Here is a 22,208-nt window from a genome sequence, read left to right on the forward strand (position 1 = left end):
GGCCGGTACCTCGTCACCCGTGACGATCCGGGACTGCATCTTTCGATGTAGCGCGCGCTGTACGGGGAGGGCCCGGACGGGGAGGCGGCGGGCCCGCCACCTCTTCCCGGCCCGTCCGCCCGCACCTCCCGGCCGGTCCCGCCCCCTCACCCCGGCGGTCCCGCCACTCGTCTCCGCAGGCCCGCTCCCACCTCCCGGCCGACCTGCTCCCACTTCCCGGCAGGTCCGCCGCCACCTCCCGGCAGGCTCCGCCGCCCCGTCTCAGGTGGTGGCGGTCCCCTCCAGGAGGCCCTGGAGGTAGGCGCGGCCCGGGGCCAGCAGGGCGGGGAGGTCGGCGGCCTCGGGGTGCCACCGCTTCTCGTACTCCCAGCACAGCCAGCCGCCCGTGCCCTGGTCATAGGTGCCCTCGGGGGCCGGGACGGGGCCGTGGGCGCCCTCGGGGTCCTGGCCCAGGGTGCCCAGGGCGGCCGCCAGCGGCAGGGTGCCGGCGCCGAGCGGGAGGGGGGCGCGGTCCTCGGCCGAGGCGACGTCCTTGACCTGGACATAGCCCAGATGCGGGGCGAGCGCGGCATGCGTGTCGGCGGGCTCCTCGCCGCCGAGCCAGCTGTGCAGCACGTCCCAGAGCGCCCCGATCTGACGGTGCCCCACGGGGCCCAGCACCCGGGCGGCGTCCGCGCCCGTACGGTGCGAGTCATGGGTCTCCAGCAGGACCCGGACGCCCCGTTCGGCCGCGAGCGGCGCCACCGCGGCGAGCCGGCGGGCGGCATCCGCGTCCGCCTCGGCCGCCGGCCGCTCCCCGCCGCCGGCGAAGACCCGGACATACGGCGCCCCCAGATCGGCGGCCAGCCACACCAGCTCGCTCAGCTCCTGCGCCAGCTCCTCCTCGCCCGCCATGTCCCGGGCCGCGGCGACCTGGGCGTATCCGGCCACGGCCAGGATCTCGACTCCGGCGTCCGCGAACTGCTCGCGCACCGCGGCCCGTTCCCGCACCCCGATCAGCGGATGCACCGGCTCCTCCGGATGGGCCCGCAGCTCCACGCCCTGGTACCCCGTGTCGGCGGCCAGCCGCAGGACGTCGGCCACCGGCATCCCGGGGACACCGAGGGTGGAGAACGCGAACCGCATCGCGGGGGTGGTGCCGTGCGTGCTGCCCGTGCTGACCATGCCTGGGTTCCTCCTCGTCGTCGCTCACGCCATCGGCGTCGGTCCCCTCATCCCTGCCCGCGATGGCCGCCTCCTCACAGGTCCAGCCGCCAGTCCTGGCCGACCAGGTCCTGCCCGAAGCTGTGGTGCGCCGACTCGGCGACCAGCTCGAACCCGGCCCGCTGGTAGACGCCGCGGGCCGCGCCGAGGACGGAGTTGGTCCACAGCACCAGCTCCCCGTAGCCGGCCTCCCGCGCGAACTCCACACAGGAGTCGACGAGTTGCCGTCCCACGCCGTGACCCCGGGCCTCCGGCTCCACCAGCAGCAGCCGCAGCCGGGCGACCCCGGGCCTGCCGTCCCGTACGCACATCACCGCGCCCGCTCTGCGCCCGTCCAGCTCCGCTATCCACGTACGGTCCCACCGCGGGTCGAAGGCCTCGGCGTACTCCGCGACGATCCGGGCCACCAGTGCCTCGTAGCTCAGATCGAAGCCGTACTCGGCGGCGTAGAGCGTCGCGTTGCGCTCCACCATCCAGCCCAGGTCCCCGGGCCGGGTCGTGCGCAGCGTCACCTCGGGCGCCCGCTTCTCGCCGGGTGTCCGGGCAGCGGCCCGCTCCCCGGGCGGCTCTGCCGTGTCCTGCTCCGCGCCCTCGCCGAGCAGGGCGCGGATGGTCCGCATCGAGTCCACCAGCCGGGCCCGGTCCTCGGCCGGGAGCCGCTCCAGCAGCGACCCGGCGGCGTTCTGCGAGCGCTCCTCCAGCAGGCCGGCCGCCTCCCGGCCGCCCTCGGTCAGGGTGATGCGCTGCCGGCGGGGGTCCTGCTCGGACCTGCCGCGGGTGACCAGCTCGCGGTCCTCGAACTTGCCGAGCAGCCGGCTCAGATATCCGGCGTCCAGCGACAGCGAGGCCCGCAGGTCGGCGGCGTCCACCCGCTCGTGGTGGGCGACCTCGTAGAGCACCCGGGCCTCGGTGAGGGTGAACGGGGTGTAGAGATGCCGCCCGTAGTCGAGGGCGCCGATCACGTTGGTGTAGAAGCGGTTGAATCTGCGCAGCTCACGGACGTCGGGTGCGGCATCGGGCGCCGCGCCGGATGTCGTGTCTGATGCCGTCCCGGTTGCCATCGTCGACCCCTCATCCTTGACTGAGTCAAATATAACTTCCGAGGCCGGCCCGCGCACGGAATTTTTCTGCCTGTGGACAAACGCGCCCCGGCCGTTCCGCGCCTGTGGATACGCGAGCCCGTCCCGCCCCGCCCACCGCCCCGCCCCGCGCTCCCCGCCGCTGCCGCCCGCGCCCTATGCCTCCGGCCGCCGCATCCGTACCGTCGACAGGGCGGGCGCCGCCTGACGATCCCTCATCTGCCGCGAGCGAGAGAGGCCGGGCCGTGACAGACACGACCGTACGCATCGCCATGAACGGCGTGACCGGGCGCATGGGACACCGCCAGCACCTGGTCCGCTCCGTCCTCGCCCTGCGCGACCAGGGCGGCCTGGAACTCGCCGACGGGACGCGCGTCCGGCCCGAGCCGGTCCTCGTCGGCCGCTCCGCACACAAGCTGCGGGCGCTCGCCGAACGCCACGGCGTGCGGCACTGGAGCCGCGACCTCGACGCCGTACTGGGCGACGACAGCATCGGCGTCTACTTCGACGCGCAGGTCACCGCCGCCCGCGAGGACGCGGTGCGGAAGGCGATCGCCGCCGGAAAGCACCTGTACGTCGAGAAGCCCACCGCGAGCAGCCTCGCCGGCGCCCTCGACCTGGCACGGCTGGCCCAGGAGGCGGGCGTCAAGAACGGCGTCGTCCAGGACAAGCTGTTCCTCCCCGGCCTCCGCAAGCTCCGCCGCCTCGTCGAGAGCGGCTTCTTCGGCCGCGTCCTGTCCGTACGGGGCGAGTTCGGCTACTGGGTCTTCGAAGGGGACACCCAGGCCGCGCAGCGTCCCTCCTGGAACTACCGCGCCGAGGACGGCGGCGGCATCACGGCCGACATGTTCCCGCACTGGGAGTACGTCCTGCACGAGCTGTTCGGCCCGGTCCGCAGCGTCCAGGCGCACCTCACCACCCACATCCCGCGCCGCTGGGACGAAGCGGGGACCCCGTACGCCGCCACCGCCGACGACGCCGCCTACGGCATCCTCGAACTGGCCGGTGGCGTCGTCGCGCAGATCAACTCCTCCTGGGCGGTCCGGGTGCACCGCGACGAACTCGTGGAGTTCCAGGTGGACGGCACCGAGGGATCGGCCGTCGCCGGGCTGCGCCACTGCCGCATCCAGCACCGCGCCGGCACTCCCCGGCCGGTCTGGGACCCCGACGTCCCGGCGTCCGGGGCGTTCCGCGCGCAGTGGCAGGAGGTCCCCGACAACGCCGCGTTCGACAACGGGTTCAAGGCCCAGTGGGAGCTGTTCCTGCGGCATGTGGTCCGCGACGAGCCCTGGCGCTGGGACCTCGCGGCGGGCGCCCGCGGCGTGCAGCTCGCCGAACTGGCGCGGCGGTCCTCGGCGGAGGGACGCCGCCTGGACGTACCGGAGCTGAGCCGGTGAACGCCCCGGCGCACCCGGCCCCGCCGCCCCCGCCGGGCCCAACCTCCCCGCCCCCTCCGGACGCCCCCGTCTCCCCGTGCGCCTCCGCGCCGCCCTCCCAGCGCTCCCGCACGGTCCTCGCCGCCGCCCATGTGGTCGCCGATCCACGCGCCGACACCGGCCCCGACGGCCCGGCCGCCGTCGACTGGGACGCCACCCTCGCCTTCCGCCACCATCTGTGGTCGCACGGCCTGGGCGTGGCCGAGGCGATGGACACCGCGCAGCGCGGCGCGGGCCTGGACTGGGGCGCCGCCGCCGAGCTGATCCGGCGCTCCGCCGCCGAGGCACGGGCGGCCGGCGGGCTGCTCGTCTGCGGCGCCGGCACCGACCAACTCCCCGCCCGTGGAGCCTCCTTGGCCGACGTCCGGGACGCGTACGAGGAGCAGCTCGCCGCCGTCGAGGCGGCCGGAGCCCGCGCCGTCCTGATGGCCTCCCGCCAGCTCGCCGCGGCCGCCACCGGCCCGGAGGACTACCGGAACCTCTACGGCCACCTGCTGCGCCAGACCACCCGGCCGGTGATCCTGCACTGGCTCGGCCCGGTATTCGACCCCGCGCTCGCGGGCTACTGGGGCAGCGACGACCCCGACGCCGCCACCGAGACCCTCCTCGCGCTCATCGCCGACCACCCGGGCGCGGTGGACGGCGTCAAGGTCTCCCTGCTGGACGCCGGCCGCGAGGTGGCGCTGCGCCGCCGCCTGCCGCCGGCCGTGCGCTGCTACACCGGCGACGACTTCCACTACCCGGAACTGATCGCCGGCGACGGCCACGGCTTCAGCCACGCCCTGCTGGGCGTCTTCGACCCGCTCGCCCCTCTGGCCGCGGCGGCCGTACGACGCCTCGACACCGGGGACACCGCGGGATTCCGGGCAGTCCTGGACCCGACCGTGCCGCTCGCCCGGCACCTCTTCGCGGCACCCACCCGCCACTACAAGACCGGCGTGGTCCTGCTGGCCTGGCTGGCGGGACACCAGCCGCACTTCACCATGGTCGGCGGTCTCCAGTCGGCCCGTTCGCTGCCGCATCTGCAGCGCGCCCATGAACTGGCCGACGCCCTCGGCCTGTTCCCTGACCCGGAGCTCGCCGCTCACCGGATGCGCACCCTCCTCGCGGTGTACGGGGCGGACGACGTATGAGCCCCGCCACCCCGTCGCTCCTCGACCGTCTCAGCCTCAACCAGGAGACCGTCCGCCAGTGGTCGCTGCCCGAACTCGCCGACGGCTGCGCACGGGCCGGCGTACGGGGCGTGGGCCTGTGGCGCGCGCCGGTGCGGCAGTACGGACCGGCCGCGGCCGCCCGGCTGATGAGGGACGCCGGGCTGCGGGTCACCAGCCTGTGCCGGGGCGGGTTCTTCACCGCCGTGGACCCCCGGGAGCGGGCCGCGGCCCTGGACGACAACCGGGCGGCCCTCGACGAGGCGGCCGCCCTCGGGACGGACACCCTGGTCCTGGTCTCCGGCGGACTGCCGCCCGGCAGCCGGGATCTGCGCGGCGCCCGGGAGCGGATCGCGGACGCGCTCGCCGAGTTGGCGCCGTACGCCGCCGAGCGGCACGTACGGCTGGCGCTCGAACCGCTGCACCCGATGTACGCCGCGGACCGGTGCGTGGTCTCGACGCTCGCACAGGCCCTGGACCTCGCCGAGCGGTTCCCCGCCGACCGGGTGGGGGTGGTCGTGGACACCTACCACCTGTGGTGGGACGACACGGTCGGCGCGCAGATCGGGCGCGCGGGCGGCACCGGCGGTGCGGCCGGGTCACGGATCGCCGCCTTCCAGCTCGCCGACTGGGTCACCCCGCTGCCCGAAGGTGTCCTGCTGGGGCGCGGGCAGCTGGGCGATGGCACGGTGGACCTGCGCTGGTTCCGGGAGCGGGTCGAGGCGGCCGGCTACCGGGGGCCGGTCGAGGTGGAGATCTTCAACCCGGCGCTGTGGGCACGGGACGGCGCCGAGGTACTGGCCGAGATCGTGCGGCGCTTCCAGGAGCACGTCGGATGACCGCCGGAGACCTCGGGAACGACCAGGGGCGCCGCGCCCCGGGTGCCCCAGTGGCCGGGAAAGAACTCCGCGGAGGTGTGCAACCGTTGACCGCCCACAAAGGTCATAGCTGACGCTGGTCCCGATAGAGGGGGAGGTCCGGGGGGATCGGGGACCGGCTCGGAGGGGGGAATCGAGGGGCCCGACCATCGGACGGGCCCCTCGATGGGAAGCCCGGCCCGGCACCGGCCCCGGCCCGGTGCGACAGCGGGCCCGCGCGGTGTCAGACCCCGGCGGTACGGTCGGTGCATGGTCAACGCAGCCGTGCTCGAAGGGGTCCTGGAGCGGATCACCTACGCCAACGAGGAGAACGGCTATACGGTCGCGCGCGTCGACACGGGCCGCGGCTCCGGCGATCTGCTGACCGTCGTCGGCGCGCTGCTCGGGGCGCAGCCGGGGGAGTCGCTGCGCATGGAGGGCCGCTGGGGCTCCCACCCCCAGTACGGCAAGCAGTTCACCGTCGAGAACTACACCACCGTCCTGCCCGCCACGATCCAGGGCATCCGCCGCTATCTGGGCTCCGGGCTCATCAAGGGCATCGGCCCGCGGATCGCGGACCGTATCGTCGAGCACTTCGGCACGGACACCCTCGACATCATCGAGCGCGAGCCCGCCCGCCTCGTCGAGGTGCCCGGCCTGGGCCCCAAGCGGACGAAGCTGATCGGCGCGGCCTGGGAGGAACAGAAGGCCATCAAGGAGGTCATGGTCTTCCTCCAGGGCGTCGGGGTGTCCACCTCCATCGCGGTGCGGATCTACAAGAAGTACGGCGACGCCGCCATCTCCGTCACCCGCAACGAGCCCTACCGCCTGGCCGCCGACGTCTGGGGCATCGGCTTCCTCACCGCCGACCGCATCGCCCAGTCCGTGGGCATTCCCCACGACAGCCCGGACCGCGTCAAGGCGGGCCTGCAGTACGCCCTGTCGCAGTCCACGGACCAGGGCCACTGCTTCCTGCCCGAGGACCAACTGATCGCCGACGCGGTGAAGTTGCTCCAGGTGGACACCGGTCTGGTCATCGACTGCCTCGGCGAGCTGGCCGCCGACCCGGAGGGCGTGGCCCGCGAACAGGTACCGGGCGGGGCGGAGGGCGCGCCCCCGGTCACCGCCGTCTATCTGGTGCCGTTCCACCGCGCCGAGATCTCCCTGGCCGGCCGCCTGACCCGGCTGCTGCGGACCGGCGAGGACCGGATGCCGGCCTTCCGGGACGTCGACTGGGACAAGGCGCTGGCATGGCTGGCGCGCCGTACGGGCGCCGAGCTGGCGCCCGAGCAGCAGCAGGCGGTACGGCTGGCGCTGACGCAGAAGGTCGCGGTGCTCACCGGCGGGCCGGGCTGCGGCAAGTCCTTCACGGTCCGCTCCGTCGTCGAGCTGGCCCGCGCCAAGAAGGCCACGGTGGTGCTGGCGGCGCCCACGGGCCGGGCGGCCAAACGGCTCTCCGAGCTGACCGGGGTGGAGGCCTCCACGGTCCACCGCCTCCTGGAGCTGAAGCCCGGCGGGGACGCCGCCTATGACGCGGACCGGCCGCTGGACGCCGACCTGGTGGTCGTCGACGAGGCCTCGATGCTCGACCTGCTGCTCGCCAACAAGCTGGTCAAGGCCGTGCCGCCGGGCGCCCACCTGCTGCTGGTCGGGGATGTCGACCAGCTGCCGTCGGTAGGCGCCGGCGAGGTGCTGCGGGATCTGCTCGACGGGTCCGGCCCGGTGCCGGCCGTCCGGCTGACCCGGATCTTCCGCCAGGCCCAGCAGTCCGGGGTGGTCACCAACGCCCACCGCATCAACTCCGGCGTCCCGCCCCTGACGTCCGGGATGACGGACTTCTTCCTGTTCGCCGAGGAGGACACCGAAGAGGCCGGGCGGCTGACGGTGGACGTCGTGGCGCGCCGCATCCCCGCGAAGTTCGGCCTCGACCCCCGCCGGGACATCCAGGTGCTCGCCCCGATGCACCGCGGCCCGGCCGGCGCCGGTGCCCTGAACGCGCTCCTCCAGCAGGCCGTCACCCCCGCCCGCCCCGACCTGCCCGAGCGCCGCTTCGGCGGCCGGGTCTTCCGTGTCGGCGACAAGGTGACCCAGATCAGGAACAATTACGAAAAGGGCCGCAATGGCGTCTTCAACGGCACGGTCGGCGTGGTCACCGCACTGGACGGCGACGAGCAGCGGCTGACCGTGCGCACGGACGAGGACGAGGAGGTTCCCTACGACTTCGACGAACTCGATGAACTCGCCCACGCCTATGCCGTGACGATCCACCGTTCGCAGGGTAGTGAGTATCCAGCGGTGGTGATTCCGGTCACCACCAGTGCCTGGATGATGCTGCAGCGCAATCTGCTGTATACCGCTGTGACCCGGGCAAAGCGCTTGGTGGTGCTGGTCGGCTCCCGGAAAGCCCTGGGGCAGGCCGTCCGCACGGTATCCGCCGGTCGGCGGTGTACGGCGCTCGATCACCGGCTCGCCGGTGCGATGTGATGTCACCCCTCTTTCCCATTCGGGGCGAAGAGGGGCAGGATGGGCGCTCACGCGGCACTGAGTGCCGCAGACAGGCCCTATGGCCGACCCCGAGTGCACATCCAAGGCCCAAATGGGGGAAGGTATAGGCAGTCAGGGCACCTCGAAGAAGAGGCACAACGTCGGTGAGGGATGACGTGAGCGACAACTCTGTAGTACTGCGTTACGGGGACGGCGAATACAGCTACCCGGTCGTCGACAGCACCGTCGGCGACAAGGGCTTCGATATCTCGAAGCTGCGCGCCCAGACCGGTCTGGTGACCCTGGATTCCGGTTACGGCAACACCGCGGCGTATAAATCCGCGATCACCTATCTCGATGGTGAGAACGGCATTCTTCGTTACCGCGGCTACCCGATCGAGCAGCTCGCAGAGCGCAGCACGTTCGTCGAGACCGCGTACCTCCTCATCAACGGCGAGCTGCCCACCGTCGATGAGCTGGCGAACTTCAAGCAGGACATCACCTACCACACCCTGCTGCACGAGGACGTCAAGCGCTTCTACGACGGCTTCCCCCGGGATGCCCACCCGATGGCGATGCTGTCCTCGGTCGTCAGCGCGCTGTCGACCTTCTACCAGGACAGCCACAACCCGTTCGACGAGCAGCAGCGCCACATCTCCACGATCCGCCTGCTGGCCAAGCTTCCGACGATCGCGGCCTACGCCTTCAAGAAGTCGGTCGGCCACCCGGTCGTCTACCCGAGCAACGACCTCGGGTACGTCGAGAACTTCCTGCGGATGACCTTCTCCGTGCCGGCCGCCGACTACGAGCTCGACCCGGTCGTGGTCAGCGCCCTGGACAAGCTGCTGATCCTGCACGCGGACCACGAGCAGAACTGCTCCACCTCCACGGTCCGCCTGGTCGGCTCCTCGCAGGCGAACCTCTTCGCCTCGATCTCGGCCGGCATCAACGCCCTGTGGGGCCCCCTGCACGGCGGCGCCAACCAGTCCGTGCTGGAGATGCTGGAAGGCATCCAGGCCAGCGGCGGCGACGTCGACTCCTTCATCCGCAAGGTGAAGAACAAGGAAGACGGCGTGAAGCTCATGGGCTTCGGGCACCGCGTCTACAAGAACTTCGACCCCCGCGCGAAGATCATCAAGGCGGCGGCGCACGACGTCCTCTCCGCGCTCGGCAAGTCCGACGAGCTGCTGGACATCGCCCTGAAGCTGGAGGAGCACGCGCTCTCCGACGACTACTTCGTCGAGCGCAAGCTCTACCCGAACGTCGACTTCTACACCGGCCTGATCTACCGGGCCATGGGCTTCCCGACCGAGATGTTCACCGTGCTCTTCGCGCTCGGCCGGCTGCCCGGCTGGATCGCCCAGTGGCACGAGATGATCAAGGAGCCCGGCTCCCGCATCGGCCGTCCGCGGCAGATCTACACCGGTGTCGTCGAGCGCGACTTCGTGCCGGTCGAGGAGCGCTGACGGCCGCCCTGCCAGGGTGCCCGCGCGGTCTGTAAACAGAAAGCGCCCCGCCTCCGGATCCCCCCACGGGTCCAGAGCGCGGGGCGCTTCCCTTGTCCCGGTTGGATTCCCCCCACGGGATCCGTCCGGGCGTTCCGGGTTGCACCGCGATCTGCCGGGACGCGCACGTTCGGGAGGGCCGCTCAAAGCTCCCCGGGCACGTCGCCCCGGCCACGCGTAGCCATGCACGATCCCCCAAGATCAGCACGGCTTTTGCTGTGCAAGCCCCGCCGGGGTGCCTGCACTGCCCGGTTAGACTCACGACCCCCCTCAATGGTTACGTTCCCATGAGTGTGATCTGGGTCTCTTGCCATATGGGGGCGAATACGGTCAAGGGCCCCGATCTGGAGATCGAGGCCCTCGGGTATGGGTGTTGTGCCGGTTGTAAGGGCCGTGTGAAATTTCCCGGCCGCCCACCGCCGCCGGAATCAGGCAGCCCGCCCCACGAGTTCGTAGCCCGCCTCGTCGACAGCCGCGCGGACGGCCTCCTCGTCCAGCGGGACCCGGGAGGTGACGGTCACCAGACCGGTGGCCGCGACCGCCTGCACCGCGCTGACCCCGGCCAGCTCGCCGATCTCGGCCGACACCGCACCCTCACAGTGGCCACAGGTCATGCCCGTGACCTGGTACGTCGTGGTCACCGTGCCGGCCTGGACGTCGGTGCCGCCGGAGTGGCAGGAGCCTTCCGGGGTGCAGCAGGAGCCGTTCTCGGTCATGGGGACTCTCCTTGTGGTGCCGGTGTGTTCCGTGTGGTGCGCGTGCCGGACGGGGTGCCGCAGCGTGCCGCGCGAGGCGCAGGCGACTGCCGATGCATCCGACCTTCAGCACTTTATACCCCCTAGGGGTATCAATCCAAGCGCGAGGCGCGCCCACCGCGTTGCCGTGCGCCCCACCACGCGTCAGCCTTGGCATACGGGCTCGGGGCGGATTCGAGGAGGCGGCCGCATGGACGTACTCGCCCTGTACGGCCTGCTGGTGCTCACCACCCTGCCGCCGCTCGTCCCCAACTCCGCCCTGCTCGTCTCCGTCGGAGTGCTCGCCTCCAAGGGGCAGCTCTTCCTCCCGCTGATCCTCCTGATCGTCGCCGGCAGCGCCCTCCTCGGCGACCTGCTGATGTACCTGGCCGCCCGGCGGTTCGGCGGACCCGTACGGGCCTGGATGCGCCGCAATCCCCGCCGCCGGGCCCTGCTGGAGTGGACCTCGGGGCACATCCAGCGCTACGGCCTGCCGTTCGTCATCGCCGTACGCTTCCTGCCCAGCGGCCGGATCGCCGGCGCACTCGCCTCCGGAGTGCTGCGCTACCCACTGCCCAAATACGCCCTCGGCGCCGGCATCGCCGAAGCCACCTGGGCGACCTACTCCGTCAGCCTCGGCTACCTCGGCAGCGCCACCACCGGCCGCCCCCTCCAGGCCGCCTTCATCGGCTTCGGCGTCTCCTGCGCGGTCGCCGCGGTGGGCGCCGCGGTCCAGTGGACCGCCCGCCGCCGCGCCCTGCGCGAACCCTCGGAGGGCGGCGGTGAGAGCGAGGGCGGCGGCCCCCGCAAGGGAGGCGGCGAGGAGCCCGGCGGCCGGGCCTCCTCCGTGGCGGCGACCTGACGGCCGGCAAGGCGGCGGAGGGCGGGCCGGTGCACCACGAGCCGGGGGCGGCACGGGCGGCCGTGGCGCGATTGTCAGTGGCTGCTCGTACAGTGCAGACATGACGTTGATTACGGAGAGTGATCACAGTGGGGTGTCGCCGGTGCGGATCGAGCCGTGGACGACGGCCGACCTCCCGCTGCTGCGGAGACTCAACGCGCCGGAGATGACCGGGCATCTGGGTGGCCCGGAGACCGAGGAGCAGCTGCTCGCCCGCCACGCGCGCTATCTCGGCCTCGACGGCACCGGGCAGATGTTCCGCATCGTGCTCGAACCGGAGGGCACGGTGGCCGGGTCCATAGGCTTCTGGGAGTTCGACCACCAGGGAGCGCAGGGGTACGAGACGGGCTGGGGCGTGCTGCCCGAGTTCCAGGGACGGGGGGTCGCGGTGGCGGCGGCCCGGAAGGTCATCGAGGCGGCCAGGGCCGAGGGACGTCACCCCTCCCTGCATGCCTTCCCCTCGGTCGAGCACGCCGCCTCCAACGCCGTCTGCCGCAAGGCGGGGTTCGCCCTCGTCGGGGAGCGGCCCTTCGAGTACCCGAAGGGCTGCGTGATGCGGTCCAACGAGTGGCGGCTGGCGCTGACGACGGAAGCCGGACCGGCGTCGTCGACCGGGCGGGTGTTGTCGAGCGGGCCGGCTTCGTCGACCGGGCGCGGGTCGTCCAGCAGGCCGGCCTCGTCCGGCGGACCGGCCTCGTCCAGCCGTGGTGGTGAAGGAGGTTGAGGCCGGAGGGTGCTGTGGTGGAGTGGGGTGCCAGGGCGCCGACGTGCCAGTCCTGCGAGTGCTCAGGCGCCCGGCTCGCCCGGCTCCGTGCCCCCGGCGGAGGCCCGGACGTCCGCGATCGCCACCGGCGCGCCGGTGCGGCGCGAGCGCTCACACGCCTCGGCGACATAGAGCGCCTCCAGCGCCTCCCCCGGCGAACAGGGGCTCGGCACACGGCCCGTCGCGACCTCGGCGAAGACGCCCAGCTCGGCGACGTACGCGTCATGGAAGCGCTCCATGAACGTGGCGTACGGATCTGCCGCCCGCCGCCAGGACAGCCGCGCCTCGGCGGACGGCAGCGGAGCCCGGTCGTCGAGCCCGACGAAGCGGGCGCCCTCCGAGCCGCAGACCTCCAGCCGGACGTCATGACCGGCGCCGTTGTAGCGGGTCGCCGTGACGGTGGCCAGGGTGTCGTCATCGAACCGCAGCAGCGCCGCACAGGTGTCGACATCGTCGCCGTCCGCGAAGAACGACGCCCCGCGATTGGCGCCCTGTGCATAGACCGAGACCACCTCCCGGCCGGTGAGCCAGCGCAGGATGTCGAAGTCATGGATGCTGCAGTCCCGGAACAGCCCGCCCGACGTGGGGAGATAACCGGCGGGCGGCGGCGTCCGGTCACTGGTGCAGGCGCGCAGAGTGTGCAGCCACCCCAGCGCGCCGGACCGCAGCGCCTCACGGGCGGCGCGATAGCCCGCGTCGAAACGCCGCTGGAAACCGATCTGTACGGGCACGGCGCCGGCCCGCGCCCGCTCCACCACCCCGACCGTGCCGGGCACGTCCAGGGCGACCGGCTTCTCGCAGAACACCGGTACCCCGGCGTCCAGTGCCTGGTGGATCAGCGTGGCGTGGGCGCTGGTCGCGGCGGTGATCACCACACCGTCCAGCCCGTCCGCGTACATCTCCTCGATGCCCGCGGCGGCGTGTACGCCCAGGGTGTCCGCCAGCGCGGCGGCCCGTACGGGGTCCAGGTCCGCGACCACGAGGTCGGTGACGCCCGGGACGCTCCGGAGGGTGGCGGCGTGGAACGCACCGATGCGCCCGGTACCGATCAGACCGATCTTCATGCGCAGGTTCCTTTCCGGGGAGGGGAGAGCGGAGAGGGGGAGCGGGGGTGAGGGGAGGGGGAGGGGGTGAGGGAGGGGAGGAAGGAGGGGAGGAAGGAGGGAAGAGGCCGGTGGGGAAGCAGGCTGGCGGGCGGGCCTCTGGCACTGAACGGGCCGATGCTGATTGGAACGGTCCAACAGCTCACCGCACTCCGCACCCTGCATGTCCTGATGTCCGCATGTCAACCACCGTGCAGGAGGGGAGGGTTACGCGTTGACGCCATGCCCGGCCGATGGAAGGATTCCCGCCCATGGAACGGTCCAATGAGCGAGCCGACGGTCTGACGGACGGGCGGAAGGCCGGCCGGGCCGAGGGCTGGACCGGGGCACGGACGGGCACGGACCGGCCGCCGACGATCCGTGGTGTCGCCGAGCGCGCGGGCGTCTCCAAATCGCTGGTCTCGCTGGTGCTCCAGGGCTCGCCGCGGGTCAGCGACGCCAAGCGGCAGGCCGTGCTGGACGCCATCGAGGAGCTGGGGTACCGGCCGAACGCCGCCGCCCGCAGCCTGGTGGCCCGCCGTACGCACACCGTCGGGGTGCTGCTGAACGATATGCGCAACCCCTGGTTCGTCGACGTGCTCGACGGGCTCAACTCGCTGCTGCACGCGCACGGTCTGCGGATGCTGATGGCCGACGGGCGGCTGGACCGCCAGGCCGGGCAGGACTTCGCCCGTACCTTTCAGGAGCTGCGGGTCGACGGCCTCGTCGTCGTCGGCACCCTCCCGGACACCGACGGCCTCGCCGAGGTCGCCGCGCGGCTGCCCACCGTCATCGCGGGCAACCACGAACCCCGGCTGCCGCATGTCGACCTCGTCGCCAACGACGACGAACGCGGCGCCCGGCTCGCCACCGAGCACCTCATCGGCCTCGGCCACCGGCGGATCGCCCATATCGCCGGACAGGGCCCGGTCGGCGAGCTGCGCCGGCGCGGCTTCGAGGCCGCGATGCACGCCCACGGCCTGGCGGCGGAGGCCGCCGTGGTGCACGGCGACGGAACCGAGGAGGGCGGCTACCGCGCCGCCGTCCGTCTTCTCGCCCCGCCACCCGCCGCCACCCGCCCCGGTACCAGGCGTCCGGCCGGTCAACGCCCCACCGCCGTCTTCGCGTTCAATGACATCTCCGCTGTCGGCGCGCTGTCCGCGGCCCAGGAGCTGGGCCTGCGCATACCCGCCGACCTCTCCCTCGTCGGCTACGACAACACCTACCTCGCCCGCATCCGCCACCTCTGGCTGAACTCGGTGAACAACGCCAGCCACGAGGTCGGCCGGCGTGCGGCGCGCTGCCTCCTGGACCGTATGGAGCGCCCGGACGCCCCGGGCGGGCAGCAACTCGTGGCCCCGGAACTGGAGATCAGAGGGTCGACGGCACCGCCCCGGGCGGACTGACCCGGGCACTGCCGCTTGTCCCGGGGGCGTACCGCCCGCCCCGGCCGTACCGTTCACGGGACGCCGCGGACGCCGGGGTGCCGGGAGCGCCCGACAGGTGATGCCGCCGGGCCCGTCGCCGTGCGGGGCGCCGGAGCCCGGGGGCCGTTCCGGTGGCTCAGCGGCGGCCGCGTTGGCCCGGCCGCTGCGCCACCCACCTTCTGACCGTATCGGCGAACCAGAACGGTTTTCCGCCCTCCACCAGATCCGGTTCGGGCAGCAACCCGTGCTTGCGGTAGGAGCGCACGGTGTCCGGCTGCACCTGGATGTGCGCGGCGATCTCCTTGTACGACCAGAGCTTGCGGTCGGTCATCTCTGCCACCTCCTGAGCGCCGTACGCAGGGTCGGCCCGGAGAGCCGGCAGGGGGCTGGGTACGGCCTGGTGATCACTCACCCTGTGCCTGGACAACGACACCGAGTAACCATCGGGGAGGGGCTGTTGAACGGCTGTGACGTAAGGCGCGCGTAACGGTGACAGCGGTGACGCGGGGCGGACGGCTGTGACGGGGGCGGGACGATCCTGGGCGCGCGACGAGGGGCGGCCGGAGCCGCGCTGAGGACGGGGGAGGAGCAGGCCGGAGCGGCGCCCGTTCGGAGCCGGGCGCGGGGCGTCAGGAGCCAAGTGCGGGGCGCCCGGGGGCGAGTAGTGGGCGCCTACAGCCCCGGGTGCGCCGTCGGCGTGGCGGCGTGGCGGCGAGTCGGAGGGTGGGGCGGGCTGTTCGGGGCGGCCACGGCAGTGCCGCGGGCACACAGGCGCGTGGCGGGCCGGTCCCCAACTGGGGAACCGGCCCGCCACCGGGCGCCGTTGACGGCCGGCCGCGGATCAGGCGTGGTACAGCGCGTACCAGGTCTTCTTGCCGATCTTGCCGTCAGCGGTCAGATGGTGCCGGGACTGGAACTTCTTCACCGCGGCCCGGGTCTTGGGGCCGAAGTACCCGGTCACATCTCCCCAGGGGAGATAGCGGCGGTTCGCCAGCAGGCACTGCGCCTGCGAGACGCGGTCGCCGCGCTGACCGTAGACGGTGAGGGCATTGCCGTTGTAATAGGCGCAGGCGGCCCGGGTGTCGGCCGGTCCGCCGGCCGGAGTGTCCGCGGATGCCGGGCCGGTGAGCAGTCCCGCGGTCAACAGCCCCGCGGTCGCGGTCAGGACGGCCGTACGCCGGACGACACGGCCGATTGCGTTGATCTTCATGAATTCCACCGTTTCCCCCGTTGGATGGTGATTCCACCCGCTGTGACGCCGGGAGCGCGGTCCGTGGTTCCCGCGATGTGCGGATTTTCCCGACGACCCGTCAGGCCGAGACCGGGGCCTCGCCGGCCGTCTTCCGCAGCTCGTCCTCCAGGTCCTCCAGCGCCAGCCCCTTCGTCTCCGGCGCGTACCGCTTGCAGAACACCAGGGACAGCACACACGCCACACCGAACAGCCAGAACGTGGGGCCGGCCCCGACCGCGTCGAGCAGCAGCGGAAAGACCAGCGCGACCGCGAAGTTGACCAGCCACATCGCGAACACCGCGGCACCCATGGCCAGTCCGCGGACCTTGAGCGGGAACATCTCGGCCAGCAGCAGCCAGACCCCCGTGTTGAGCGTGCCCTGCATGAAGGCCATGTACAGCACCATCAGGCCCAGGACCAGGGCACTCACCGCGGGGGAGTGCGGCAGGCGGAAGGAGGCACCGAGCAGGGTGAGCGAGACCGCCATCCCCGCCAGGCCGGTGAGCAGCAGCGGGCGCCGGCCGACCCGGTCGATCAGCGACATCCCGATCGCGGTGGCGACCACCGAGATCACCCCGACCGCGATGGTGGCGGTGATCGAGGCGCCGGTATCCAGACCCGTCGACGCCAGGATCTTCGGCGCGAAGTACACCACGGCGTTGACCCCGGTGATCTGCTGGACGGCCGCCAGACCGATACCGACCAGCAACAGCCGCCGGACCCAGGGCGTACGCAGCTGCTGCCAGGCACCGCGCCGGGCCTCGGCCTCCATGCCGCGGGCCTGATCGATCCGGGCCAGCTCCGCGGGCACGTCGTCGGCGGGCAGCGTCCGGCGCAGCACCCGGGCCGCCTCGTCCCGCCGCCCCTTGCTGACGTACCAGCGCGGGGTGTCCGGCAGGAAGAACAGCCCGACGAACAGCGCCACGGCGGGCAGCGCCGCCAGCCCCAGCATCCAGCGCCAGGCCGCCCACTGCGCCAGGAAGGCGTTGACGAGATACGCGAGCAACTGGCCGCTGACGATCATCAGCGAATTGAACGAGACCAGCCGGCCGCGGATGTGCGGGGGCGCCACCTCGGAGAGGTAGAGCGGGGTGATCACCGACGCGCTGCCGACGGCGAGGCCGAGCACGAAGCGCGCCACCGTCATGAGGGCGACGGTGGGGGAGAGCGCGACGGCCAGCGCACCGCCGATGAACACCGCCCCCGCCCACAACAGCGCGTTGCGCCGCCCCAGCGCGTCCGACATCCGGCCGCCGAGCAGCGAACCGAAGGCCGCGCCGATCAGCAGCGCGCTGGTGATCACGCCCTCGCCCAGGGAGGTGAGCCCGAAGTGACCCTCCATGAAGGGGAGCGCGCCGGATATCACTCCGGTGTCGTAGCCGAAGAGGGCGCCGCCCAGCGCGGCGATGGCGGCGATGCCGACGAGGAAACGCCTGGCGTGACGGGCCCGCGCCCCCTCACGCGGCCCGGCGGACGCCAGCTGACCGGTCGGAGCCATCCCCATCAGCTCCGGCCCGGCCGACCGGCCAACCCGAGGTCAGGGGAGGGGAGGTGATGCGGGTGGTGCGGGGGTGGCTGGCGGAGGGGGAGGGGTATGGGGAGGTGCGGGGTGGTGGCGTGCTGCATGATGCGTGCGGGCCTTTCGGTGGGACAGGGGCGAGCGCGGGGCCGGAGTGCCGGGAGGGATCTGCGGAATGCCGCTCAGCGGTACAGCGCCGGCCGCTCGACCAGCTCGACCGGCACTCGCTCGCCCGTCGTCTGGGCGCGTACGCCCGCCTCGCACACCGCGGCCGCGGCATAGCCGTCCCAGCAGCTGGGGCCCTCGACCTCGCCGCGCCGGGTGGCGTTCACCCAGAGCTGCACCTGCCGGTCGTAGGCCTCCTCGAAGCGCTCCACGAAACCGGGGGTGATCGCACCGCCCCAGCGGCCGGCGGTGTTGCTGAACACCCCGCGGTCGTCACCGATCCTGGCCGTGCCGCCCTCGCAGACCGCCTCACAGCTGACCTGGTAGCCGAAGCCGCAGTTGACGAAGAGTTCGGTGTCCACGACCTGGCCGCCCGCCGTCTCGAAGAGGATCAGCTGGGGGTCGCTGAGGCCCTCCGGCGCGTTGCCGGTGGGGGCCGGGCGCAGCACCCGCACCGCGGTGATCTCCTCCTCCAGCAGCCAGCGGGTCACATCGATCTCGTGGACCACCGAGTCGTTGATCATCATCGCGTTGGTGAAGCCGGGCGGGGTGTCGGCGTTGCGGTGCTTGTTGTGCAGCATCAGCGGACGCCCGTAAGCGCCCTGGTCCAGCAGGGACTTGAGGGTGCGGTAGTCGGCGTCGTAGCGGCGCATGAAACCGACCTGGACGCGACGGTGCCCCAGCGCCTGCTCGGCCTCCAGCACCCGCAGCGCGGAGGCGGCGTCCGGCGTCAGCGGCTTCTCGCACAGCACGGGCAGATCCCGCGCGAAGGCGTCCAGCAGCGCCGCCTCGTGCGCGGGTCCCGGCGAGGCGATCAGTACGGCGTCCACCCCGGGGTCGTCCATGGCGGCGGCCGGGTCGGTGTAGGGGGTACACCCTTCGATGCCGTCGGCGAGGTGCTTGACCCGCGCCGCGTCGATGTCGACCACCGCGGCGACCCGGGCACCGCTGATCACCTCGTTGATCCGGCGTACATGGTCGGCGCCCATCCGGCCGGTGCCGATGACCGCGACGCCCAGCGTTTCGTGCGAAGTCATGTCGTCCACAAGTCCTTACGTGCTACGGAGTGTGAGCTACCCTAGGAACTGATTACGCTCCGTAATCGTTGCCGGGGTATGAGGAGGAGGCGCCACAAGGCGGACGGACGCGAGGCGCGGCCACGCGAGACGCCTATGGGCGAGGCGCCCACGTATGTACGCGGCGCCCATGTGCGGGAGTTGCCATGCGAGACGCGGTCAGGCGAGAAGCGGTGAGGCGAGACGTACGCAGGCGAGGTGCAACCCCCGCAAGGCCCACCCCTGCGAAGCCCAGCCCCACCACTCACGCCCCGCAGGAGCGCAGGAAGTGGCGGGTCCGTTCGGCGATGGGGAAGGGCTGGTCGGGCGGGCAGGGGTACATGTCCTGCTCGACGATGGCGAAGAGGTCGACGTTCAGCTCCTGTGCGGCCTCCAGGACGGGCGGCAGTGCCGGTACGCCGAGCGGTGGTTCGCACATCACGCCCTGCCTGACCGCGGGGCCGAAGGGTGTGCCCTTGGCGACGACCTCGCTGAGGATGTCGGGGTCGACCTGCTTGAGGTGGAGGTAGCCGATCCGCTCGCCGTAGGTGCGGATCAGCTTGACGCTGTCGCCGCCGCAGTAGGCGTAATGGCCGGTGTCCAGGCAGAGGTTGACCAGGTCGGAGTCGGTGGTGTGCAGGAGCCGTTCGACGTGCTCCTCGGTGTCGATGTGGGTGTCGGCGTGCGGGTGCACGACGATGTCCAGTCCGAACTCGTCGCGCACCTGCCTGCCCAGCCGCTCCATGCCGGTGGTCAGGTGCTTCCACTGCTCCGCGGTCAGCTCGCGCGGCTCGATCTCCTCGGCGGTCTTGTCGTCGCGCCAGAAGGAGGGGATGACGACGAGGTGCCGCGCGCCCATCGCCTGGGTGAGGGTGGCGACCTCGGAGACATGCGCCCAGGTCTTGTCCCATACGGACGGGCCGTGGTGCAGCGAGGTGAAGATGGTGCCGGCCGAGACACGGAGGCGGCGGCGGGCGACCTCGTCGCGCAGGGCGGCGGGGTCGGTGGGCAGGTAGCCGTAGGGGCCGAGTTCGATCCACTCGTAGCCGGCCTCGGCGACCTCGTCCAGGAAGCGCTGCCAGGGGACCTGCTGGTCGTCGTCGGGGAACCAGACTCCCCACGAGTCGGGTGCGGAACCGACGCGGATGCGGTCCAGGGCGGGCTGGGCGGCATGGGGAACGGGCATGCTGCGGCTCTCCTCTCGCCGGTCGGCGGTGACCGGGAGGCGCTGGGGTGCGGTCGTGGGGCACAGCCTCTCTGTCGCCCCGGGGAGTGTCAAGACTTCGTCCTGACATAAGGACTTAAGGACTTTGTTGCTTGGGGTGCATGGGGTTGCTTGGGGTGTAGGGGTGTGAGGGGTGGCGGGCGAGGGCTTGTTGGGTGAGGGGTGCGGGTGGGGGAGGTGTGGCGGGCGGCGTTGCTGGTCGTCCCGGCCTTCCTGTCGTTCCTGTCGTTCGTTCCGGCTGGCGTCCTCGCTCGGCCCGGCCGGCTTCTCGCTCGCCCCGGCCGGTCTCGCGCCGCCTTGCCCTCGCTCTCTTGACGTCAGTATGTAAGGACAAATTATTGACAGGGTCCAGGACTCCCCGTTAGACCTTTCCTCGGAGCCGAACCCGCCGAACCCGCTGTGCCGGGTGACCCGAAGGGGTGCACATGACCGAGCCGTACGACCTGATCACCATGGGGCGCATCGGAGTCGACCTCTACCCGTTGCAGACCGGTGTGCCGCTGGCTCAGGTCGAGACCTTCGGGAAGTTCCTCGGCGGCTCCGCCACCAATGTCGCGGTGGCCGCCGCCCGGCTCGGCCGCCGCAGCGCGGTCATCAGCCGTACCGGCAGCGACCCGTTCGGCGACTACGTCCACCAGGCGCTGCGTGACTTCGGCGTGGACGACCGGTGGGTGACCGCCGTCGGCGCCTACCCGACGCCGGTCACCTTCTGCGAGATCTTCCCGCCGGACGACTTCCCGCTCTACTTCTATCGCCGTCCCAAGGCTCCCGACCTGGTCATCCACCCCGAGGAGCTGGACCGGGACGCGATCGCGGCGGCCCGGATCTTCTGGGTCACCGGGACGGGGCTGTGCGAGGAGCCCAGCCGCACCGCCACCCTCGCCGCGCTGGAGGCCCGTGCCAAGGCGGGCACCACCGTCTTCGACCTCGACTGGCGGCCGATGTTCTGGGGCAGTGCGGGCGGCGCCTCCGGGGACGGCGGGGCAGCCGGCGCCGCCGCGATGGCCGACGCCCGCCCGTACTACGAGGCCGCCCTGCGGCACGCCACCGTGGCGGTCGGCAACGTCGACGAGGCCGAGGTCGCCACCGGGCTCCGTGAGCCCTGGGCCTGCGCGCGGGCGCTGCTGGACATGGGCGTCGAGCTCGCGGTCATCAAGCAGGGGCCCAAGGGTGTGCTCGCCGTCCACCGGGACGGCCGCACCGCCGAGGTGCCGCCCACCCCGGTCGAGGTCGTCAACGGCCTGGGCGCCGGGGACTCCTTCGGCGGGGCGCTGTGCCACGGGCTGCTCGCCGGCTGGGAGCTGGCGCCGATGATGCGGTACGCCAACGCCGCGGGCGCGATCGTCGCCTCCCGTCTCGCCTGTTCCTCCGCGATGCCGACGGCCGGCGAGGTCGACGCCTTCCTCGCGGACCGGTGATCCCTGTGGCCGGGCCCGTCCGGTGGCCGTACCCCTCCACCTGTGCACTCAAGAAGGTGAGTTGAGCCTTGACCCCTCGGATCAGTGACCTCGCGACGCTGCGGGCCCGGCATCCCGAAGCCGTCGCGGAGGCCGCCGCCCGCCGCAGCCGTCGCCCGCTCCTCGGCGACAGCGGCCGGCTGATGATCATCGCCGCCGATCACCCGGCCCGGGGCGCGCTGGCCGTCGGTGACCGGCAACTCGCCATGGCCAACCGCCTCGACCTGCTCGAACGCCTGGTCCTGGCGCTGTCGCGGCCCGGTGTGGACGGGGTGCTCGCCACCGCCGACATACTGGAGGACCTGCTGCTGATCGGCGCCCTCGACGGCAAGGTCGTGATGGGCTCGATGAACCGCGGCGGGCTCGCCGGCGCCTCCTTCGAGATGGACGACCGGTTCACCGGCCACCGCCCCCAGGACCTCGCCCGGCTCCGCTTCGACGCCGGCAAGCTGCTGCTGCGCATCGACTACCGCGACCCCGGCTCGCTGACCACCCTGGAGGCCACCGCCCGCACCATCGACGCGATGGCCGAGCGGCGGCTGCCCGTCTTCGTCGAGCCGTTCCTGTCCTCCCGGGCGGACGGCGCGGTCCGCAACGACCTCGGCGCCGACGCCGTCACCCGCTCCGTGGCCATCGCCTCCGGGCTCGGCGGCACCTCCGCCTACACCTGGCTCAAGCTGCCGGTCACCGACGACCCCGACGCCATGGCCCGGGTCTGTGAGAGCACCACCCTGCCGACCGTGCTGCTCGGCGGCGACATCGGCGGCACCGTCCGGGACCAGGAAGCCGCCTACGAGAAGTGGCGCAAGGCGCTGCGGCTGCCGACCGTGCAGGGCCTGGTCGTCGGCCGCTCCCTGCTCTACCCGGCCGACGGGGATGTCGCGGCCGCCGTGGACACCGCCGTAGGCCTGCTGTGAACGCCGCGATTTCCGCA

General features: G+C 72.4%; 19 protein-coding genes. 10 read left to right on the plus strand and 9 right to left on the minus strand.

Annotated elements, in window-relative coordinates; translation table 11 throughout:
• Positions 1-261 precede the first annotated feature (261 nt).
• Together ACWC9R_RS31955 and ACWC9R_RS31960 are read right to left on the minus strand one after the other, a co-directional pair.
• Positions 262-1,125: a sugar phosphate isomerase/epimerase family protein gene (locus tag ACWC9R_RS31955; RefSeq protein ID WP_450736798.1), complete on the minus strand. Its 864-nt coding sequence runs from the start codon at positions 1,123-1,125 to the stop codon at positions 262-264.
• Between the two features lie 113 nt (positions 1,126-1,238).
• Positions 1,239-2,264: a bifunctional helix-turn-helix transcriptional regulator/GNAT family N-acetyltransferase gene (locus tag ACWC9R_RS31960; RefSeq protein ID WP_450736765.1), complete on the minus strand. Its 1,026-nt coding sequence runs from the start codon at positions 2,262-2,264 to the stop codon at positions 1,239-1,241.
• A gap of 263 nt (positions 2,265-2,527) precedes the next feature.
• Between ACWC9R_RS31960 and ACWC9R_RS31965 the strand changes: the two genes are divergently transcribed.
• From ACWC9R_RS31965 to ACWC9R_RS31985, 5 genes are all read left to right on the plus strand, one after another.
• On the plus strand, positions 2,528-3,679 hold the full coding sequence (locus ACWC9R_RS31965) for a Gfo/Idh/MocA family protein (protein WP_450736766.1): 1,152 nt from the start codon (positions 2,528-2,530) through the stop codon (positions 3,677-3,679).
• On the plus strand, positions 3,676-4,851 hold the full coding sequence (locus tag ACWC9R_RS31970) for a dihydrodipicolinate synthase family protein (RefSeq protein ID WP_450736768.1): 1,176 nt from the start codon (positions 3,676-3,678) through the stop codon (positions 4,849-4,851). The genes ACWC9R_RS31965 and ACWC9R_RS31970 overlap by 4 nt, the downstream gene beginning before the upstream one ends.
• A complete protein-coding gene (locus ACWC9R_RS31975) occupies positions 4,848-5,708 on the plus strand; it encodes a sugar phosphate isomerase/epimerase family protein (protein ID WP_450736769.1) in 861 nt (286 codons plus the stop codon). Before ACWC9R_RS31970 ends, ACWC9R_RS31975 begins: the two co-directional genes overlap by 4 nt.
• 288 nt (positions 5,709-5,996) lie before the next feature.
• Entirely contained in the window at positions 5,997-8,210 is a 2,214-nt protein-coding gene (gene recD2, locus ACWC9R_RS31980; RefSeq protein ID WP_450736771.1) for an SF1B family DNA helicase RecD2, read from the plus strand.
• A 176-nt stretch (positions 8,211-8,386) separates the two neighbouring features.
• Positions 8,387-9,676 (plus strand): citrate synthase, encoded by a 1,290-nt coding sequence (locus ACWC9R_RS31985; RefSeq protein ID WP_362613868.1) that lies wholly within the window; start codon positions 8,387-8,389, stop codon positions 9,674-9,676.
• Between the two features lie 467 nt (positions 9,677-10,143).
• On the opposite strand, the gene ACWC9R_RS31990 is transcribed toward ACWC9R_RS31985, so the two are convergent.
• Positions 10,144-10,431 (minus strand): heavy-metal-associated domain-containing protein, encoded by a 288-nt coding sequence (locus tag ACWC9R_RS31990; RefSeq protein ID WP_450736772.1) that lies wholly within the window; start codon positions 10,429-10,431, stop codon positions 10,144-10,146.
• Between the two features lie 229 nt (positions 10,432-10,660).
• On the opposite strand from ACWC9R_RS31990, the gene ACWC9R_RS31995 reads away from it, so the two are divergent.
• Together ACWC9R_RS31995 and ACWC9R_RS32000 are read left to right on the plus strand one after the other, a co-directional pair.
• Positions 10,661-11,311, plus strand: coding sequence for a DedA family protein (locus ACWC9R_RS31995; protein WP_450736774.1), 651 nt, complete (start codon positions 10,661-10,663; stop codon positions 11,309-11,311).
• A 100-nt stretch (positions 11,312-11,411) separates the two neighbouring features.
• Complete coding sequence (locus tag ACWC9R_RS32000; protein ID WP_450736776.1) at positions 11,412-12,074, plus strand: GNAT family N-acetyltransferase; 663 nt, start codon at positions 11,412-11,414, stop codon at positions 12,072-12,074.
• 62 nt (positions 12,075-12,136) lie between these two features.
• On the opposite strand, the gene ACWC9R_RS32005 is transcribed toward ACWC9R_RS32000, so the two are convergent.
• Positions 12,137-13,177: a Gfo/Idh/MocA family protein gene (locus ACWC9R_RS32005; RefSeq protein ID WP_450736778.1), complete on the minus strand. Its 1,041-nt coding sequence runs from the start codon at positions 13,175-13,177 to the stop codon at positions 12,137-12,139.
• Positions 13,178-13,467: 290 nt separating this feature from the next.
• On the opposite strand from ACWC9R_RS32005, the gene ACWC9R_RS32010 reads away from it, so the two are divergent.
• Positions 13,468-14,601 carry a LacI family DNA-binding transcriptional regulator gene (locus ACWC9R_RS32010; RefSeq protein ID WP_450736779.1) on the plus strand — a complete coding sequence of 378 codons (1,134 nt, stop codon included), beginning with the start codon at positions 13,468-13,470 and terminating at the stop codon, positions 14,599-14,601.
• Positions 14,602-14,758: 157 nt separating this feature from the next.
• On the opposite strand, the gene ACWC9R_RS32015 is transcribed toward ACWC9R_RS32010, so the two are convergent.
• The 5 genes from ACWC9R_RS32015 to ACWC9R_RS32035 all read right to left on the minus strand — a co-directional run bounded on the left by ACWC9R_RS32015 (position 14,759) and on the right by ACWC9R_RS32035 (position 19,778).
• The gene (locus ACWC9R_RS32015) at positions 14,759-14,953 is read right to left on the minus strand and encodes a helix-turn-helix transcriptional regulator (RefSeq protein WP_362613879.1); all 195 of its coding nucleotides are present in this window, start codon (positions 14,951-14,953) and stop codon (positions 14,759-14,761) included.
• Between the two features lie 510 nt (positions 14,954-15,463).
• Complete coding sequence (locus ACWC9R_RS32020) at positions 15,464-15,832, minus strand: peptidoglycan-binding domain-containing protein (protein ID WP_450736781.1); 369 nt, start codon at positions 15,830-15,832, stop codon at positions 15,464-15,466.
• 100 nt (positions 15,833-15,932) lie between these two features.
• Positions 15,933-17,351, minus strand: coding sequence for a sugar porter family MFS transporter (locus tag ACWC9R_RS32025; protein WP_450736782.1), 1,419 nt, complete (start codon positions 17,349-17,351; stop codon positions 15,933-15,935).
• A 203-nt stretch (positions 17,352-17,554) separates the two neighbouring features.
• The gene (locus ACWC9R_RS32030) at positions 17,555-18,574 is read right to left on the minus strand and encodes a Gfo/Idh/MocA family protein (RefSeq protein ID WP_450736784.1); all 1,020 of its coding nucleotides are present in this window, start codon (positions 18,572-18,574) and stop codon (positions 17,555-17,557) included.
• 283 nt (positions 18,575-18,857) lie between these two features.
• The gene (locus ACWC9R_RS32035; protein ID WP_450736786.1) at positions 18,858-19,778 is read right to left on the minus strand and encodes a sugar phosphate isomerase/epimerase family protein; all 921 of its coding nucleotides are present in this window, start codon (positions 19,776-19,778) and stop codon (positions 18,858-18,860) included.
• Positions 19,779-20,242: 464 nt separating this feature from the next.
• Between ACWC9R_RS32035 and iolC the strand changes: the two genes are divergently transcribed.
• Together iolC and ACWC9R_RS32045 are read left to right on the plus strand one after the other, a co-directional pair.
• Positions 20,243-21,235, plus strand: a complete 993-nt coding sequence (gene iolC, locus ACWC9R_RS32040) for a 5-dehydro-2-deoxygluconokinase (RefSeq protein WP_450736788.1) — start codon at positions 20,243-20,245, stop codon at positions 21,233-21,235.
• Positions 21,236-21,303: 68 nt separating this feature from the next.
• Positions 21,304-22,191, plus strand: a complete 888-nt coding sequence (locus ACWC9R_RS32045) for a Cgl0159 family (beta/alpha)8-fold protein (RefSeq protein WP_450736789.1) — start codon at positions 21,304-21,306, stop codon at positions 22,189-22,191.
• Positions 22,192-22,208: the final 17 nt, after the last annotated feature.

This window comes from Streptomyces sp. NPDC001219 (genome assembly GCF_053597915.1).